Consider the following 17,279-nt stretch of genomic DNA (forward strand, 5'->3'; position numbering starts at 1 on the left):
GGTCGATGCGCGTATCGGCAGGGCGTTCTGACGAGGGCCGAAACAAGCTCGTGATTGGCTCCGCCCGCCCTTTGCCTTTGGCGCGAAACCGACTATGAAACGGCTTCAGCCAGCCCCAGTATCTGGGCCCATCGGGAAAGCGCGCCGGAGCCAGCCATGACCGAAATCCTGCAGATCCCAAAGCTCGTCGTCGTCTTCGGCGGCTCCGGCTTTGTCGGCCGTCATGTCGTGCGGGCGCTGGCCAAGCGCGGCTATCGCATCCGGGTGGCGTGCCGCCGTCCAGACCTGGCCGGCCATCTGCAGCCGCTCGGCAATGTCGGCCAGATCCAGCCGGTGCAGGCCAATGTGCGGGTGCGCTGGTCGATCGACCGCGCCGTGCAGGACGCCGACCATGTCGTCAACCTGGTCGCCATACTGCATGAGAGCGGACGGCAGAAATTCGGCGCCGTGCACGAATTCGGCGCCCGCGCCGTAGCCGAGGCCGCGCGCTCGGTCGGGGCCGGCCTCACCCATATCTCGGCACTGGGCGCCGACCTCAATTCGGCATCCGTCTACGCGCGCACCAAGGCGCTCGGCGAGAAGGCGGTACTGGAGACGATCAGCGACGCCGTGATCTTCCGGCCCTCAATCAATTTCGGCCCGGAGGACAGCTTCTTCAACCGCTTCGCCAACATGGCGCGCTACTCGCCGGTGCTGCCGCTGCTCGGCGGCGGCCAGACCAAGTTCCAGCCGGTCTATGTCGGCGATGTCGCCGAAGCCATCGCGCGCTCCGTTGACGGCAAGGTCGAGGGCGGCCGCGTCTATGAACTCGGCGGGCCGCAGGTGCTCACCTTCAAGCAGTGCATGGAAGAACTGCTCACCGTGATCGACCGCAGGCGGATCCTGGCGCCGGTGCCGTGGTGGGTGGCGAACCTGCAAGCCTCGATCCTCGGCCTGCTGCCCAACCCGCTGCTGACCAAGGACCAGGTGCTGCAGCTTCGCGAGCACAACATCGTGTCCGACCAGGCCACCAGGGAAAACAGGACGCTTGCGGGCCTCGGCCTGCAGCCGCAGTCGATCGGCACCATATTGCCGAGCTATCTCTGGCGCTTCCGCGCCGCCGGCCAGTTCCAGCGCAAACCCGCGGCCTGACCACAAGTCCAGACGGCTACGAGCCTCGCGCGGTGACCTGCATCGGCAGGCCGCCCTGCGGCTGCGTCGTCAGCTTCTGCACCGGCCATGGCCTGGTTTCGGCGGTGCTGTCGAAACGGAAGCGCGACAACAGGATGGCGAGCGCGATGATCGCTTCCTGCATGGCGAAGCTGGCGCCGATGCAGACGCGCGGGCCGGCGCCGAACGGCAGATACTGGAAGCGGTCGATCCGGTCGCGGTTTCCGGGATGGAAGCGCTCCGGCATGAAGGCGTCCGGCCTGTCCCACAGCTTGCGGTGCCGATGGACGACCCAGGGCATCACCAGCACGGCGGCGTATTTGGGTATGTGCAGGTCGTTCCAGGTCTCCGGCTCGATCGGCTCGCGGTTGATCGACGGCGCCGGTGGATAGAGCCTGAGCGCCTCCTCGAAGGCGGCGCGGGTGAGCGGCATGGCGTCCAGCCATTTCGTCGGATCGGGCTCGCGCGCCAGCACGTCGTCGATCTCGCGCTCGATCTTGTCGCGTTCCCAGGGCGCCTCGGCCAGGCAATAGAGCGTCCAGCCGAGCGCGCGGGCCGTCGTCTCGTGGCCGGCGCCGATGAAGGTGATGATGTTGTCCTCGACTTCGGCGCGGGTGAGCCCGTCCGGCCCCTCGGCCCTGAGCAGAAGCGTCAGGAAATCCTGCGGCGCATGATCGGGGTCGCGCTTCAATCGCTCCTCTCGCATCCTGACGGTGCCGGCGACGATGTCGCGGAAGTAGGCCATGGTCCTGCGGCCGCGGATCCGGGTGAGGCGCGGCAGCCATAGCGGAGCGCGCAAGAGGTCGAGCGGATCGACGCGGCCCATGGTCTCGAACAGGCGGTCGATCTCCTTGGCGAAGCTGCCGGGCTCGCCGGCGATCTCGCCGGAAAACAGCGTCTCGGCGAGGATGTCGAAGGTCAGCAGCGTCATGTCATGGGCGACGTCGGTGGTGCCGCCCGCCTCGTAGCGGGCGACGAACTCCAGCGTGCGCTTCAGCATCGGCTGGGCGAAGCCGAAAATGTGACGCGGCGTGAACACCGGCGCCATCGCCTTGCGCGAGCGCTTCCACACTTCGCCCTCGGCGGTGAGCAGGCCATCGCGCAGGATCGGGCGCAGGATCATCTGGCGCACCGTCGCCATCTTGTAGTTGCGGGCATTGTCGACCAGCACATGGCGGATGAGGCCGGGGTCGTTGGCGATGACCAGCGGCCCGCCGACGCCGTTCACCGAGATCCAGGCTTCGTTGTAGGTCGGCTCGCCCCACAGTTCGAGCGGATTGCGGTAGACGATGCGCATCATCTGCAGCGTCGAGGGCGGCGAGGTGCGCGGCTTCGGCGCCGGCGGCACGAAGGGGGCGGGCTGGGTGTCCATCGGCTTGCTCCGCTTGTCGCCTCGAATGTAGTGCCTGCCCCGCCCCGCGTCCATGCGGCCGAAGGGCCGGCCGTGATCGCCCTCGCCGCGGCAATGTCCGCTCTCCGGAATGTGACCGTCCGCTCGCCACGGCTTCTTGCCGCCCGCCGCCGCATGCCTTAGGGGGCAGTCACCGACAGATACCTAGCGCAGGAGCCCGCCTTGAAACACCGGCTGAACATCATCATCGGCAGCACGCGACCCGGCCGCGCCGGGCCGGTCTTCGCCCATTGGCTGGACGGCTTCGCGCGCGAGCATGGCAAGTTCGAGCCGGTGCTGACCGACATCGCCGCATTCGACCTGCCGATACTGGATGAGCCGCACCACCCGAGGCTTGCCAAATACGAGAAGGACCACACCAAGGCATGGTCGAAGGCGATCGATGCCGCCGACGCTTTTGTCTTCGTGGCGCCGGAGTACAACTATTTCGTTGCGCCGGCGATCGTGAATGCGGTCGACTATCTCTCGCGCGAGTGGAAGTACAAGCCCGCCGCCATCTTCAGCTATGGCGGCGTGTCCGGCGGCCTGCGCGCGGCGCAAGCCGTCAAGCCGCTGCTGACATCGGTGGGCGTAATGCCGATCCCCGAGGGCGTTGCCCTGCCGCTCTACCAGAAGCTGCTCGAGAGCGACGGCTCTTTCCGGCCGAGCGAGCAGGTGCAGGGCGGCGCCAAGGCCATGCTGGACGAGCTGTTGCGCTGGAGCGAGGCGCTGAAGCCGCTGCGCGCCGGCTAAGGCTCATTCAAGGCCGAACTACCCGGCTTGTTCGCGCCATAAAGAGATGAAATGCTCCGGCAGATGACCGGCCGGGGCGGTTTGGACTTTGCGTTTTCTTCTTGCGCTATTGCTGATCCTTTGGACGAGCGCCGCCACCCTGGCGGAGCGGCGCGTGGCGCTGGTCATCGCCGATGACGACTACCGGCTGATCCGGCCGCTCGCCAACCCCGTCAATGACGGCGAGGCGATGGAAGGCGCGCTGAAGAAGCTCGGCTTCGAGGTGGTGCTCGAGACCAACCGGGACCTGCGCCGCACGCGCCGGGCGCTCGACGATTTCCGCGAGGACGCCAGGGGCGCCGACGTGGCGCTGGTCTATTTCTCCGGCCATGGCGTCGAGATATCCGGCGACAACCGGCTGCTGCCCGTCGATGCCGATGCCTCCTCGCTCGACGCGCTGGAGAAGACCAGCCTGCCGCTGGAGGAGGTGCGCGAAGCGGTCGCCGCCACGGCCAAGGTCGGGCTGATCGTGCTCGACGCCTGCCGCAGCGATCCCTTCGCAGGCGCGGGCAGCGAGGGGCGTGGCGCGACGTCGCTGGCCAAGGACGCAGCCGACAAGGTCCGGCCGGGCCTCGGCCGCGTCGGCCGGGCGGAGAACATCCTGTTCGCCTTTGCCGCCGCCCCCGGCGAGACGGCCGCCGACGGAACCGGCCAGAATTCGCCCTTCACCGCGGCGCTGACGAAATACCTCGGCACCGACGGGCTAGAAATCCGCTCGGTGCTGACGCTCGTGCAACAGGAAGTCTACGACCTCAGCCGCGGCAAGCAGCTTCCCTATGTCGAAAACGGCCTGCCACAGCTCTTCTTCGCCGCCTCGACCAAGGAGCAGTTGCCGGAGCGCGAGCGGCTGCTGCTGGCCATGGCCGACGTGACGCCGCAGATGCGCGGCGAGGTCGAGCAGATCGCCAGCGACGCCGACATGCCGCTAGCGCCGCTCTATGGCGCGCTGATCAGCACCGACACCAGCCACCTTTCCGCCGAAAGCCTGAACGCCAGGCTGCGCGAGGCGGCGGATGCCTTCGTCAAGGTGCGCGGCGAGATGAAGACGCTCGCCTCGGACGACCCGCAGGTGACGGCGCTGCGCCGGCAGGCCGAGGAGCAGCTCTCGCTCGGCGCGTTCGACGCGGCGCGTGAAAAACTCGCGGCGGCGGCCGAGATCGACAGCACCTCGCGCAAGGCGCTGAAAGCCAATTTCGTCAGCCGCACGCTGTCTGAAGCCGCAACGCGCTATCTGTCGGCGGGCGCGGCGCGCGCCGACCTCGACTACACCGCGGCGATCAGGGACTACGAGGAGGTGCTGTCGCTTTTTGGCGAGGCCGGGCAGTCGGCGCTCAAGCTCGACGATGCCGACCGCCAGATCCGCACGCTGGACGAGCTCGGCAAGCTCTACATCACTGTCGGCAACACTGCCGCCGCGGGTCGCGCTTACGAGGCGCTGCTGGCCAATCTCGAGCAGCGCGTGCGCCAGGAGACCGACCCCAGCGTGCGGCGCGACCTCGCCGTCAGCCACACCAAGCTCGGCAATGTCAGGATGACGCAGGGCGACCTGCCGGGGGCGCTGGAGAACTACCAAACGGCGCGAACGATGCTGTCGGAACTGACGGCGGCCGATCCCGGCCGTCTGGATTGGTTCGGCGACCTTGCCATGAACGACGACAAGATCGGCAATGTGCTGGTGACGCAGGGCAATCTGGCCAGTGCCGCGCAAGTCTATCAGGAAAGCCTGTCGATCAAGAAGGAACTGGCCGGCCATGAGCCGGAGCGCGACGACCTGCAGCGCGAGCTGACGATCTCCTATGACGAAATCGCCGGCCTTGCCCGTAGCGCCGGCCGGCTGGACGATGCGCAGACGTCCTATGAGGAAAGCCTGCGGATCCGGCTGGCACTGGCCGCGAAGCAGCCGGACGACGCCGAGCGGCAGCGCGACGTCTCGGTCAGCCATGACACGATCGGCGACTTGAAGCGCGAGCGCGACGATGCCGCCGGCGCGCTCGCCGCCTACCGGGACAGCCTGGAGATCGTCGAGCGGCTGGCAAGCCGCGACCCCGACAATACCGAACTGCAACGCGACCTGTCGGTCGGCAACACCAAGGTCGGCAATGCGCTGAAGGACCAGGAGAACTGGCCGGCGGCGCTTTCTGCCTACCGGCAGGCGCTGGCTCAGGCCCAGGCGCTGGCCGACAGCGATCCGGACAATACGGAGTGGCAGCGCGACCTATCGGTCAGCCTGGAAAAGGTCGCCGGCGTGCTCGCCATCCAGGGCGACCGCAAGGGCGCGCTGAAACTCTATCTCGACAGTTTCACCATCGTCGACAGGCTGGCCAGGCTCGATCCCGCCAATTCCGACTGGCAGCGCGACCTGTCGATAACGCTGTCCGAGATCGGCATGCTGAAGGCCAAGCAGCGCGACATCAAGGGTGCGCGCAAGGCCTTCGAGGACAGCCTGGATATCCGCCAGCAGCTTGCCCAATCCGACCCCGAAAACGCCACCTGGCAGCGCGACCTGGTGGTCGCGATGATCGACTATTCTCAGGTCGCGACGAACCCGAAGGCCGTGCTTTCCGAGGCGCTCGAGCGGACGCTGGAGCTCGATCGCAGCGGCCGGCTGGCGCCGCGATACAAGTTCATGATCAAGTTTCTCCAGGATCGGCTGGCCAGGACAAAATAGCCTGCGGCGGGGCTAGCTCCGGACAGCCGGCTTTCCCGCCCGGAAATGCCGGCAAACCTTGGAAAAACCGGCATTTGCGCCTATATCTAGGACATCAAAACGGCGCGATTCGGAGCCAGTTTCCAGCGCTGGACCAGCAGCCATCAATCAGACAGGTTTTCATGAGCGATCAGACTGAAAGCGCCAATGGCGCGGAAGCCGAGTACGGCGCCGATTCCATCAAGGTTTTGAAGGGGTTGGATGCCGTCCGCAAGCGGCCGGGCATGTATATTGGCGACACCGACGATGGCTCGGGCCTGCATCACATGGTCTATGAGGTGGTTGACAACGCCATTGACGAGGCGCTGGCCGGCCATGCCGACCTGGTCTCGGTGACGCTCAACCCGGACGGTTCGGTCACCGTCATCGACAATGGCCGCGGCATTCCGACCGACATCCATCCCAGCGAAGGCGTCTCGGCGGCCGAAGTGATCATGACGCAGCTGCATGCCGGCGGCAAATTCGACCAGAATTCCTACAAGGTGTCGGGCGGCCTGCACGGCGTCGGCGTCTCGGTGGTCAACGCGCTCTCGGCCTGGCTGAAGCTCAAGATCCGCCGCAATGGCGAGATCTTCGAGATGGGCTTCACCCACGGCAATGCCGACGCGCCGCTGAAGGTCACCGGCAGCTACGCGCAGGACAAGCAGCCGGGCACCTATGAGGGCCGCAGCGGCAGCGAGATCACCTTCTTCCCGTCGGCCGAGACCTTCACCATGGTCGAGTTCGACTATGGCACGCTGGAACACCGGCTGCGCGAACTCGCCTTCCTCAATTCCGGCGTGCGCATCGTGCTGACCGACGCCCGCCACGCCGACCTCGTCCGTCACGAGCTGCACTATGACGGCGGCCTCGAAGAGTTCGTCAAATATCTCGACCGGGTCAAGAAGCCGCTGATCCAGACGCCGATCGCTATCCGGGCCGAGCGCGACGGCATCACCGTCGAGGTGGCGATGTGGTGGAACGACAGCTACCACGAGAATGTGCTGGCCTTCACCAACAACATCCCGCAGCGCGACGGCGGCACCCATCTGGCCGGCTTCCGCGCCGCGCTGACCCGGCAGATCACCGGCTATGGCGAGTCCTCCGGCCAGACCAAGAAGGAAAAGGTTTCGCTCACCGGCGACGATTGCCGCGAGGGCCTGACCGCCGTTCTCTCGGTCAAGGTTCCGGATCCGAAATTCTCCTCGCAGACCAAGGACAAGCTGGTCTCCTCCGAAGTCCGTCCGGTCGTCGAAAGCCTGGTCAACGAAGCGCTGGGCACCTGGCTCGAAGAGCATCCGAGCGAAGGCAAGGTGGTGGTCGAGAAGGTGATCCAGGCGGCGGCTGCCCGCGAGGCGGCGCGCAAGGCGCGCGACATCACCCGCAAGAGCACGCTCGGCGTCACCTCGCTGCCCGGCAAGCTCGCCGACTGCCAGGAACGCGATCCGGCGAAGTCCGAGATCTTCATCGTCGAGGGCGACTCGGCCGGCGGCTCGGCCAAGGGCGGCCGCTCGCGGCAGAACCAGGCGATTCTGCCGCTGCGCGGCAAGATCCTCAACGTCGAGCGCGCCCGCTTCGACCGCATGCTCTCGTCCGACATGATCGGCACGCTGATCACCGCGCTCGGCACCTCGATCGGCAAGGACGAGTTCAACGCCGACAAGCTGCGCTACCACAAGATCATCCTGATGACCGACGCCGACGTCGACGGCGCCCACATCCGCACGCTGCTCCTCACCTTCTTCTTCCGCCAGATGCCGGAGCTGATCGAGCGCGGCCATCTCTACATCGCCCAGCCGCCGCTCTACAAAGTGACGCGGGGAAAGAGCTCGCAATACCTCAAGGACGAAAGCGCCTATGAGGAATATCTGATCGATTCCGGGCTGGAGGAAGCCTCGCTGACGCTGGGTTCGGGCGAGGTGCGGACCGGCCAGGACCTGCACAGCGCCATCGACGATGCGCTGGCGGTACGCCAGCTGATCAACGGCCTGCACACGCGCTACAACCGCAGCGTGGTCGAGCAGGCGGCGATCGCCGGGGCGCTCAATGCCGATGTGCTTGCCGATCTCGGCCGCGCCAACGCCATGGCCGAGCGCGTCGCCAAGCGCCTCGACCTGATCGCCGAGGACACCGAGCGCGGCTGGACCGGCCGGCTGTCGACTTCCAATGACGGCGTCGGCGGCTATGTGTTCGAGCGCACGGTGCGCGGCGTCAAGGAATTCGTGCAGCTCGACGCCGGGCTGATCAATTCGGCCGATGCGCGCCAGCTCGACCGCTATGCCTCGCGCCTTACCGAGGTCTACAGCGAGCCGCCGGTGCTGCGCCGCAAGGAGGTCTCCGAGACCATTGCGGGACCGCTGGCGCTGCTCAACGCGGTGTTCGCGACCGGCCGCAAGGGCCTGACCATGCAGCGCTACAAGGGCCTGGGCGAGATGAACGCCGAGCAGCTGTGGGAAACCACGCTGGACCCGAACGTCCGCTCGCTGCTGCAGGTCAAGGTCACCGACGCCACCGACGCCGACTCGCTGTTCTCGCGACTGATGGGCGACGAGGTGGAACCGAGGCGCGAGTTCATCCAGGACAATGCGCTGTCGGTCGCCAATCTGGACATCTGAAGCCGGCTTATCTTCGTGCCTCGGCGCAGCAAATTGCTCGCCGAGGTGCCGCTAACTAACGGCTCGACTTCTCGATTGCGCTCAAGGTGGACAGTCGCCCGGCCGGTTTGCCAGCCCTATCCTGCATCGACGCCGAACATCTCCCTCGCCTGCTCGGCCGTATAGTAGCCCAGCCTGACATCCTCGGCGACCAGCTTCGGGTCACGCTCGCCCGGATCGCCATAGCCGCCGCCTCCCGGCGTGCCGACGCGCACGCGATCGCCAGCCTTGAGGGAAATGTCCTGCTCCTTGGACAGATGCGGCGGCACATGCGCCTCGCCGCCTCGGAACACGGTCACCGTATTGGGCGCGCCGTCCTTGCCGCCGAGCGCGCCTTGCGGGCCGAAGCGGCCATGGTCCATGACGAAGGAGGCGCGGGCATCGCCGCGCAGGATCTCGACCTCGTAGGCCAAACCGAAGCCGCCGCGCTGCTTGCCGGCGCCGCCCGAGCCTTCGCGCAGCGCATAGTGGCGGTAAAGCACTGGAAAAGCCTGCTCCATGATCTCGACCGGCGGCGATTTGGAGATGCCGATGGTCGAGCAGCCATTGGTCAGGCCGTCATGGCCGGCATTGCCGCCATAGCCGCCGCCGGAGATCTGGTACATGACATAGTCGCGGCCGCGCGCCGGATCGTTGCCGCCGAGCGCGAAATTGCCGCTGGAACCGGCTGGAGCCGCCGTCACCTTGTCCGGAAGCGCCTGCACCATGACCGCGAACACCGCCTCTGCGATGCGCTGTGAGACCTCCGCAGCGCAGCCTGAAACCGGACGCGGATAGCGGGCGTCGAGGAAGGTCCCTTCCGGCCGCTTGACGTCGAGCGGCTCGAAGGCGCCGGCGCTGTTCGGCACATCCGGGAATATATGGCGCATGGCGAGATAGACCGACGACAGCGTCGTCGCCAGCACGCTGTTCATCGGTCCGGCGCAGGGTTTCGAGGAGCCGGCAAAGTCGAAGGTGAGCGTGTCGCCCTTTTTCTCGACGGCGAGCGCAATCGTCAGCGGCTCGTTCACCACGCCGTCGGAATCGACGAAGGCCTTGGAGCGGTAGACGCCATCGGGAATGGCGGTGATGTTGGCGCGCATCTGGTCAGCGGCGCGGCGGCGCAGCTCGGCGATCGCCTCTACAACCGTTTCATCACCGTAACGATCGAGGATTCCGTTGAGCCTATCCTGCCCGATCAGGAGTGCCGCGGCCTGGGCGCGGATATCGCCGATGCGCTGGTCGGCGACGCGGATGTTGGAGCAGATGATGGCGTAGATCTCCGGATCGAGCGCCCCCTTCTTGAACAGTTTCACCGGCGGCAGCCGCAACCCCTCCTGCTCGACGGCGGTGGCCGAAGCGGAAAAGCCGCCCGGCACCGAGCCGCCAATGTCCGGCCAGTGGCCGGTGTTGGACAGCCAGCAGAAGATCTTGTCGCCGCGGTAGACCGGCATGACGAAGCGCACATCCATCAGATGGGTGCCGCCGAGATAGGGATCGTTGACGATGTAGATGTCGCCCGGCTCGGGCGCCAGGCAGCGGCCGTCGGCGATCATCTCGATCACGGTTCTCGTCGAATATTGCATGACGCCGACGAACACCGGCAGGCCCTGGCTGCCCTGCGCGATCAGCGAACCGTCGACCGCCGAATAGATACCGTCGGAGCGGTCGTTGGCCTCGGCGATGACGGGCGAGAAGGCGGCGCGGGAAAACGTCAAATCCATCTCGTCGCAAACCTGCTGCAGCGCCGCCTGCAGCACCGAAAGCGTGATGGTGTCGAGCGTGCTCATCTCAGGCCTCGCCGATGTCGATGATGATGTTGCCGTCGGCATCCGCGCGTGCCGTGTCGCCGGGCTCCAGCACCGTCGTGGCGTCCATCTGTTCGAGGATCGCCGGCCCTTCGATGACGGCGTCGAGCGGCAGCTTTTCGCGGGCGTAGACCGGCGTGTCGTGCCAGGTGCCGTGATACCAGACCGGCCTGGTCTCGCGCCGGGCTTCCTCGAGCGTCGCCGCGCGCCCCGCCGGGTCGATCAGCCGCGAGAGATCGATCGCCGGGCGCACGCCGGTGACCGAGGTGTTGAGATTGACGAGGTTGGCGCGGATCTCCGGCAACTCGACCTTGAAGCGGGCGAAATAGGCCTTTTCGAACAGTTGCTGCAGCGTGGCGCGGGTCACGGTAGACGACGGCAGCGGCACGTTGATGATGTGCGTCTGGCCAACGAACTGCATGTCGGCGGAGTGGGTGACGCGGATCGTGTCCGGCTTCACCGCTTCCTTGGCAATCAGTTCCTCGCCTTCGGTCCGGTGCCGTTCCAACACCTCGTGAAGCAAGGCTTCATCGAGCAGCGCCACCGGCTGGTTGATCGTGTTGACGAAGTCATGCCGGAGATCGGCGACGACGCAGCCGAGCGCGTTGGTGATGCCTGGCCGCGCCGGAACCAGCACCTTTGGCAGGCCAAGCTCGCGGGCGAGCGCCGTCGCGTGCAGCGGCCCGGCGCCGCCGAAGGCGAACAGCGCGAAATCGCGCGGGTCGTGGCCGCGCGCCACCGAGACCATGCGGATGGCGCCGGCCATCTTGATGTTGCCGAGCCTCAGGATTGCGCCTGCCGCCTCGACGCCCGAGAGGCCGGTGCGCCTGCCGATCCTGTCCTCGAATATGCCGGTGACGCGCTCGACGGTGACCGGATTGTCGACCGCGAGCAGCTTCTTCGGCGCCAGCCGCCCCAGCACAAGATTGGCATCGGTGATGGTCGGCTCGGTGCCGCCGCGCCCGTAGCAGATCGGGCCCGGATTGGCGCCGGCGCTTTCCGGGCCGATCTGGATCAGGCCGGCCGCGTCGACACGCGCGATCGAGCCGCCGCCGGCGCCGACCGTATGCACAGCCACCATCGGCACATGGATCGGCATCGCATATTCGATCTCGATCTCGTTCGACACCGCGGGCTCGGCATTGCGGATCAGCGCCACGTCGGTCGAGGTGCCGCCCATGTCGTAGGTGACGAGGTTCTCGTAGCCGGCGCGCTTGCCCGTATATGCTGCGGCGATGACGCCGGAGGCCGGGCCGGACATCACCGTCTTTGCCGATTCCCGGGTGACGAAGCGGGCCGAGATCATGCCGCCATTGCCGTTCATGATCAGGAAGTCGCGGGCATAGCCCTTCGCGGCGAGTTCCTTGCGAAGCCGCTCGACATAGCGTTCCAGGATCGGCTGCACCGAGGCGTTGACCGAGGCCGTCACGCCGCGCTCGAACTCGCGCGCTTCCGACAGCAGCGCATGGCCAGTGGTGATGTAGCCGTTCGGCCAGATCTCCCTGGCGATCTCGGCCGCGCGCCGCTCATGCGCCGGATTGGCGTAGGAATGCAGGAAGTGGATGACGAGAGACTCGCAGCCGGCCTCCAGCAGCTTCTTCACCGCGTCGCGCATGCCTGCTTCGTCGAGCGCGACGCGCACCGCACCCGAGGCCTCGACGCGCTCTGCGACTTCAAGCCTGAGATCGCGCGGAATGACCGGCACGAATGTCCCCGTCATGCCATAGGGCTGCGGCCTGGTGCGCCGGCCAAGCTCGATCACGTCGCGAAAGCCGAGCGTGGTGATCATGCCGGTCCTGGCCAGGCGGCGCTCCAGCACCGCGTTGGTGGTGGTTGTCGTGCCATGCACGATGAGGTCGATGCCGTCGATCGCAAAGCCGGTGGCGCCGAGCGCTGAAACGACCCCGAAAGCCTGGTTTTCGACCGTCGTCGGGGTCTTGGCGATATGCACCCTTCCGCCGTCCCTGCCGTCGATCAGGATGAGGTCGGTGAAGGTGCCGCCAACATCGATGCCGGCAACGACGCTGCCCAGGGAATCCCGCGGTTGCGCCGAAAAATTCTCTTTCATTGTCGAAACCCGAAATGCCCGGCCTACGGATATGGCTTGGTTTGGAACGGTGTTTTACGCTCGCATCTTGACGCCGAGATCATTTGTATACTAATAAATTTCCGACACAAGAGCTTACCGCTTGGCAGTGTACAAGGAGCGCATCGGAACCTGACCGGTTCGGGCGCGCAGGAGAAGGTTTGGCGCCAGCGCCGTGAGCCTGGGCCAGAAGGTTGGGTTTGATGAACACGACATCCGCGTTGAACGCCGCCGGCGCCAAGCCGCTGCAGTTCCCTATCCCGGCCAATGTCTATGCCGAGACCGTCGTCTCGGTGAAGCATTACACCGACCGCCTGTTCTCGTTCCGCATCACCCGGCCGCAGTCGCTGCGCTTCCGTTCCGGCGAGTTCGTCATGATCGGCCTGCCCAATGCCGAGAAGCCGATCTTCCGCGCTTATTCCGTCGCCAGCCCGGCCTGGGACGACGAGCTGGAATTCTTCTCGATCAAGGTGCCGGATGGTCCACTGACCTCCGAGCTGCAGAAGATCCAGGTCGGTGACACCGTCATCATGCGTCAGAAGTCGACGGGCACGCTGGTGCTCGACGCGCTGACGCCCGCCAAGCGTGTGTTTATGATCTCGACCGGCACCGGCATCGCGCCCTTTGCCAGCCTGCTGCGCGATCCCGACACCTATGAGAAGTTCGACCAGGTCATCCTGACTCATACCTGCCGCGACAATGCCGAGCTCACTTACGGCCAGGAGCTGGTGGCGGCACTCGAGAGCGATCCGCTGATCGGCGAGCTGACCGGCGGCCGCGTCACCCTCTACAACTCCACCACGCGCGAAGAGTCGGCGCGCATGGGCCGCATCACCGCGCTGATCGGCTCCGGCAAGTTCTACACCGACCTCGGCATCGACAAGCTCAATCCCGAGACCGACCGCATTATGATCTGCGGCTCGATGCACATGCTGAAGGACGTCAAGGAACTGGCCGAAAGCCTCGGCTTCCAGGAAGGTTCGCTCAGCCATCCCGCCAGCTTCGTCGTCGAGCGCGCCTTCGTCGGCTGAGCCGTAGCCGGGAGGCTTCAGCTCCTCCCAAATCCGTTTTGACCATGCGGTCAAAAATCAGCTGCTTTCGCGGCCTTTTTCCGCTATGAGCCTTTTGAGGACTCGTGGAGCTCTGCTTCACGGGCTATCTTCTTGCGTGTCGTCCAAAACCGTCGAGTGGTCTTGGGGAACGACGCGCACGAAGCATTAAGCGCAAGCCGCTGAATGGAAGGGCAGGAGATGAGCAGCACAATCCGCGACGCCGATCTCGGCACATCCAAGGTCACCTCGCTGCCGGCGCGCGCCGCCGCCAACACGCCCGTGCCGCAAGGCCATATTGCGCGCAATCCCGGCATGCGGCTCGATCTCGGCTTCCTGGAATCGGTGCGCAGCGTCAACCGCTCGGCGCTGGAGCGCCGCGTCGCGACGCTGACCAAGCGGCGCTCGATCAAGGCCGACAACCAGGCGGCGTGGCTGCTGCGCGCCGTCGCCTGCATGGACCTGACGACGCTGAACTCCAACGACACCGACGAGCGTGTGCGCCGGCTCTGCGCCAAGGCGATCAACCCGTTCCGCCGCGACATCGTCGAGGGGCTGGGCATTGAAGGCGAAACCATCCGGCCGGCCGCGGTCTGCGTCTACCATCCCTTCGTCGCCACCGCTGTCGACGCGGTCCGCGGCACAGGCATCCATGTCGCCGCCGTCTCCACCGCCTTCCCGCACGGTCTGGCACCGCTGTCGACGCGCCTGCAGGAGATCGAGGCCTCGGTCCGCGACGGCGCCGACGAGATCGACGTCGTCATCCCGCGCGGCCTGGTCTATGGCGCGAAATGGCAGGAGCTGTTCAACGAGATCGTCGCCATGCGCGAAGCCTGCGGCGAGGCGCATCTCAAGGTCATCCTCGGCACCGGCGACCTCGCCACACTGCGCAACGTCATGCTGGCCTCGATGGTGGCGATGATGGCGGGCGCCGATTTCATCAAGACCTCGACCGGCAAGGAGAGCGTCAACGCCACGCTTCCCGTCGGCCTCGCCATGGTGCGCGCCATCCGCGCCTATTTCGAGGAGACCGGCTACCTCATCGGCTTCAAGCCGGCCGGCGGCATTTCCACCGCCAAGGTCTCGCTCGACTGGCTGGTGCTGATGAAGGAAGAGCTCGGCCGGCCGTGGCTGGAGCCGGAGCTGTTCCGCTTCGGCGCGTCCAGCCTGCTCACCGACATCGAGCGCCAGCTCGAGCATCATTTGACCGGGCACTATTCGGCCAATCATCGCCACGCGATGGCCTAGCCCGCGAAGTCGCCCGCCAAGAACCAAAAACCTCCTGCGGTAGGAGCGCCCCATGAACATTCTCGAACGCTATCACGCCATGGAGTACGGCCCGGCGCCGGAGGCGCGCAACGAGGCGGATGCCTGGCTCGCCGCGCGCGATTTCTCAAAGGCGCTGTTCATCGGCGGCGAATGGAAGGCCGCCGCCGGCGGCAAGACCTTCGAGACCAGCGAGCCGTCCTCCGGCAAGCTGCTCGCCAAGCTTTCGGATGCCGGCGCCGCCGACATCGACGCAGCGGTAGCGGCCGCCACGAAGGCGCTGCCGAAATGGAGCGCCAGCTCAGTCTACCAGCGCGCCAAGGTGCTCTACGCCATCGGCCGCGCCATGCAGCGCCACCAGCGCCTGTTCGCGGTGCTGGAATCGATCGACAACGGCAAGCCGATCCGCGAGAGCCGCGACATCGACGTGCCGCTGGCCATCCGCCATTTCATCCACCATGTCGGCTGGGCGCAGGCGCTGGACAGGGATTTCCCCGATCACAAGGGTGTCGGCGTCGTCGGCCAGATCATCCCGTGGAATTTCCCGCTGCTGATGCTGGCCTGGAAGATCGCGCCGGCACTCGCCGCTGGCTGCACCGTGGTATTGAAGCCGGCCGAATTCACGCCGCTCACCGCCGTGCTGTTCGCCGAGATCTGCGAACGCGCCGGCGTGCCGAAGGGCGTCGTCAACATCGTCCAGGGCGGGCCGGAAGCCGGCGCGGCCATCGTCAATCATCCGGGCATCCAGAAGATCGCCTTCACCGGCTCTTCCGAGGTCGGCAAGATCATCCGCAAGGCGACCGCCGGATCGGGCAAGAAACTGTCGCTGGAACTCGGCGGCAAGTCGGCCTTCATCGTGTTCGAGGACGCCGATCTCGACAGCGCCGTCGAGGGCCTGGTCGACGGCATCTGGTTCAACCAGGGCCAGGTCTGCTGCGCCGGCTCGCGGCTGCTGGTGCAGGAAGGCGTCGCCGATGCCTTCATCGCCAAGGTAAAGGTCAGGATGAGCCGGCTGCGTCTCGGCAGCCCACTCGACAAGAACACCGATATCGGGCCGCTGGTCGACCGCAGCCAGCTCGACCGGGTCAAGGGACTGGTCGCCGAAGGAGCAAAACAGGGCGCCGTCTGCTGGCAGCCGGACGCGGCCTTGCCGTCTTCCGGCTACTACCACCTGCCGACGCTCGCCACCGGTGTTTCGCCGGCTAATATACTTGCCCAGGAAGAAGTCTTCGGCCCGGTGCTGGCAGTCATGAGCTTCCGCAACACCGAAGAAGCGATCGAGCTCGCCAACAACACACGCTATGGGCTTGCCGCCTCGGTGTGGAGCGAGAACGTCAACCTTGCGCTGCATGTCGCGCCACAGCTCAAGGCCGGCGTCATTTGGGTCAACGGCACCAACATGTTCGACGCCGCCTGTGGCTTCGGCGGCTACCGCGAAAGCGGTTTTGGCCGCGAGGGCGGACGCGAGGGCATGTATGAATATCTGGCGGCGAAGCTGCCGCTCGGGCCGGTCATCAAGGCAGCGGCCACCGCTTCAGCTCAGCCTGTTGAACAGGCCGATGGCACCGTCATCGACCGCACGGCAAAGCTGTTCATCGGCGGCAAGCAGGTCCGGCCGGACGGCAACTATTCGCTTGCCATCGCAACCGCCAAGGGCAGGCTTGCCGGCGAAGTCGGTCTCGGCTACCGCAAGGACATCCGCGATGCGGTTTCCGCTGCCCGAGCATGCAAGGCATGGCCGGAGGCGACCGCGTTCAATCGCAGCCAGGTGCTTTACTATCTGGCTGAAAACCTGTCCGGCCGCGCCGACGAGTTCGCCGCCCGCCTCGTCCAGCTGACCGGCGTGACGGCGAAGGCCGCGCGCGAGGAGGTCGAGCAGTCGATCGAGCGATTGTTCCTCTATGCCGGCCTGACCGACAAGTTCGAGGGCCGCGTGCACCAGCCGCCGGCGCGCGCCGTGACGCTTGCCCTGCACGAGCCGGTCGGCGTCGTCGGCGTCGTGGCGCCCGACAATCAGCCGCTGCTCGGCTTCATCTCGCTGGTGGCGCCGGCGCTCGCCATGGGCAACACCGTGGTCGCCGTGCCCTCGGAGCGCTATCCGCTGCTGGCCACCGATCTTTATCAGGTGATCGAATATTCCGACATTCCGGCCGGCGCCATCAACATCGTCACCGGCCGCGGCGCCGAACTCGCCGGCGTGCTGGCCAAGCATGACGATGTCGATGGGCTGTGGGTGTTCGCCGATGCCGAGACCTGCGCCAAGGCGGAGGCCGACTCCATCGGCAACCTCAAGCGCGTCTGGAGCGGCAACGGTCGCGGCCTCGACTGGGCCTCGGACGATGCGGCCGGCGAGGCGTTCCTGCGTCGCGCCATCGAGGTCAAGAACGTCTGGGTGCCCTACGGCGACTGACACCTGACAG

General features: G+C 66.3%; 10 protein-coding genes. 7 read left to right on the forward strand and 3 right to left on the reverse strand.

The window, feature by feature from the left end; genetic code table 11:
* Nucleotides 1-156 precede the first annotated feature (156 nt).
* Nucleotides 157-1,131: a complex I NDUFA9 subunit family protein gene (locus PU724_RS10050; protein WP_354420342.1), complete on the forward strand. Its 975-nt coding sequence runs from the start codon at nucleotides 157-159 to the stop codon at nucleotides 1,129-1,131.
* A gap of 16 nt (nucleotides 1,132-1,147) precedes the next feature.
* On the opposite strand, the gene PU724_RS10055 is transcribed toward PU724_RS10050, so the two are convergent.
* Nucleotides 1,148-2,521 carry a cytochrome P450 gene (locus PU724_RS10055; RefSeq protein ID WP_354420343.1) on the reverse strand — a complete coding sequence of 458 codons (1,374 nt, stop codon included), beginning with the start codon at nucleotides 2,519-2,521 and terminating at the stop codon, nucleotides 1,148-1,150.
* A 201-nt stretch (nucleotides 2,522-2,722) separates the two neighbouring features.
* Here PU724_RS10055 and PU724_RS10060 point away from each other — a divergent pair, with 201 nt between their 5' ends.
* The 3 genes from PU724_RS10060 (at nucleotide 2,723) to gyrB (ending at nucleotide 8,632) form a co-directional block, all read left to right on the forward strand.
* Complete coding sequence (locus PU724_RS10060) at nucleotides 2,723-3,292, forward strand: NADPH-dependent FMN reductase (protein WP_128271679.1); 570 nt, start codon at nucleotides 2,723-2,725, stop codon at nucleotides 3,290-3,292.
* A gap of 88 nt (nucleotides 3,293-3,380) precedes the next feature.
* The gene (locus PU724_RS10065; RefSeq protein ID WP_354420344.1) at nucleotides 3,381-5,999 is read left to right on the forward strand and encodes a caspase family protein; all 2,619 of its coding nucleotides are present in this window, start codon (nucleotides 3,381-3,383) and stop codon (nucleotides 5,997-5,999) included.
* Between the two features lie 161 nt (nucleotides 6,000-6,160).
* Nucleotides 6,161-8,632 (forward strand): DNA topoisomerase (ATP-hydrolyzing) subunit B, encoded by a 2,472-nt coding sequence (gene gyrB, locus PU724_RS10070; RefSeq protein ID WP_127283418.1) that lies wholly within the window; start codon nucleotides 6,161-6,163, stop codon nucleotides 8,630-8,632.
* A 116-nt stretch (nucleotides 8,633-8,748) separates the two neighbouring features.
* On the opposite strand, the gene PU724_RS10075 is transcribed toward gyrB, so the two are convergent.
* Both PU724_RS10075 and PU724_RS10080 read right to left on the reverse strand, forming a co-directional pair.
* Nucleotides 8,749-10,440, reverse strand: a complete 1,692-nt coding sequence (locus PU724_RS10075; RefSeq protein WP_354420345.1) for a hydantoinase B/oxoprolinase family protein — start codon at nucleotides 10,438-10,440, stop codon at nucleotides 8,749-8,751.
* Nucleotide 10,441: 1 nt separating this feature from the next.
* Entirely contained in the window at nucleotides 10,442-12,526 is a 2,085-nt protein-coding gene (locus PU724_RS10080) for a hydantoinase/oxoprolinase family protein (RefSeq protein ID WP_354420346.1), read from the reverse strand.
* A gap of 221 nt (nucleotides 12,527-12,747) precedes the next feature.
* On the opposite strand from PU724_RS10080, the gene PU724_RS10085 reads away from it, so the two are divergent.
* The 3 genes from PU724_RS10085 to PU724_RS10095 all read left to right on the forward strand — a co-directional run bounded on the left by PU724_RS10085 (nucleotide 12,748) and on the right by PU724_RS10095 (nucleotide 17,269).
* Nucleotides 12,748-13,575, forward strand: a complete 828-nt coding sequence (locus tag PU724_RS10085) for a ferredoxin--NADP reductase (protein WP_127393233.1) — start codon at nucleotides 12,748-12,750, stop codon at nucleotides 13,573-13,575.
* A gap of 219 nt (nucleotides 13,576-13,794) precedes the next feature.
* Nucleotides 13,795-14,841 carry a deoxyribose-phosphate aldolase gene (deoC, locus tag PU724_RS10090; RefSeq protein ID WP_127311996.1) on the forward strand — a complete coding sequence of 349 codons (1,047 nt, stop codon included), beginning with the start codon at nucleotides 13,795-13,797 and terminating at the stop codon, nucleotides 14,839-14,841.
* Between the two features lie 52 nt (nucleotides 14,842-14,893).
* Nucleotides 14,894-17,269: an aldehyde dehydrogenase family protein gene (locus tag PU724_RS10095; RefSeq protein ID WP_354420347.1), complete on the forward strand. Its 2,376-nt coding sequence runs from the start codon at nucleotides 14,894-14,896 to the stop codon at nucleotides 17,267-17,269.
* Nucleotides 17,270-17,279: the final 10 nt, after the last annotated feature.

The organism is Mesorhizobium abyssinicae (assembly GCF_049887195.1).
In the GTDB taxonomy this organism is placed as follows: domain Bacteria; phylum Pseudomonadota; class Alphaproteobacteria; order Rhizobiales; family Rhizobiaceae; genus Mesorhizobium; species Mesorhizobium abyssinicae.

Excerpts from the sequence above, each read along its gene's own strand:
- PU724_RS10050 (WP_354420342.1), top strand. The coding sequence starts at position 157 with ATGACCGAAATCCTGCAGATCCCAAAGCTCGTCGTCGTCTTCGGCGGC.
- PU724_RS10055 (WP_354420343.1), bottom strand. The coding sequence starts at position 2,521 with ATGGACACCCAGCCCGCCCCCTTCGTGCCGCCGGCGCCGAAGCCGCGC.
- gyrB (WP_127283418.1), top strand. The coding sequence starts at position 6,161 with ATGAGCGATCAGACTGAAAGCGCCAATGGCGCGGAAGCCGAGTACGGC.
- PU724_RS10075 (WP_354420345.1), bottom strand. The coding sequence starts at position 10,440 with ATGAGCACGCTCGACACCATCACGCTTTCGGTGCTGCAGGCGGCGCTG.
- PU724_RS10080 (WP_354420346.1), bottom strand. The coding sequence starts at position 12,526 with ATGAAAGAGAATTTTTCGGCGCAACCGCGGGATTCCCTGGGCAGCGTC.
- PU724_RS10085 (WP_127393233.1), top strand. The coding sequence starts at position 12,748 with ATGAACACGACATCCGCGTTGAACGCCGCCGGCGCCAAGCCGCTGCAG.
- deoC (WP_127311996.1), top strand. The coding sequence starts at position 13,795 with ATGAGCAGCACAATCCGCGACGCCGATCTCGGCACATCCAAGGTCACC.
- PU724_RS10095 (WP_354420347.1), top strand. The coding sequence starts at position 14,894 with ATGAACATTCTCGAACGCTATCACGCCATGGAGTACGGCCCGGCGCCG.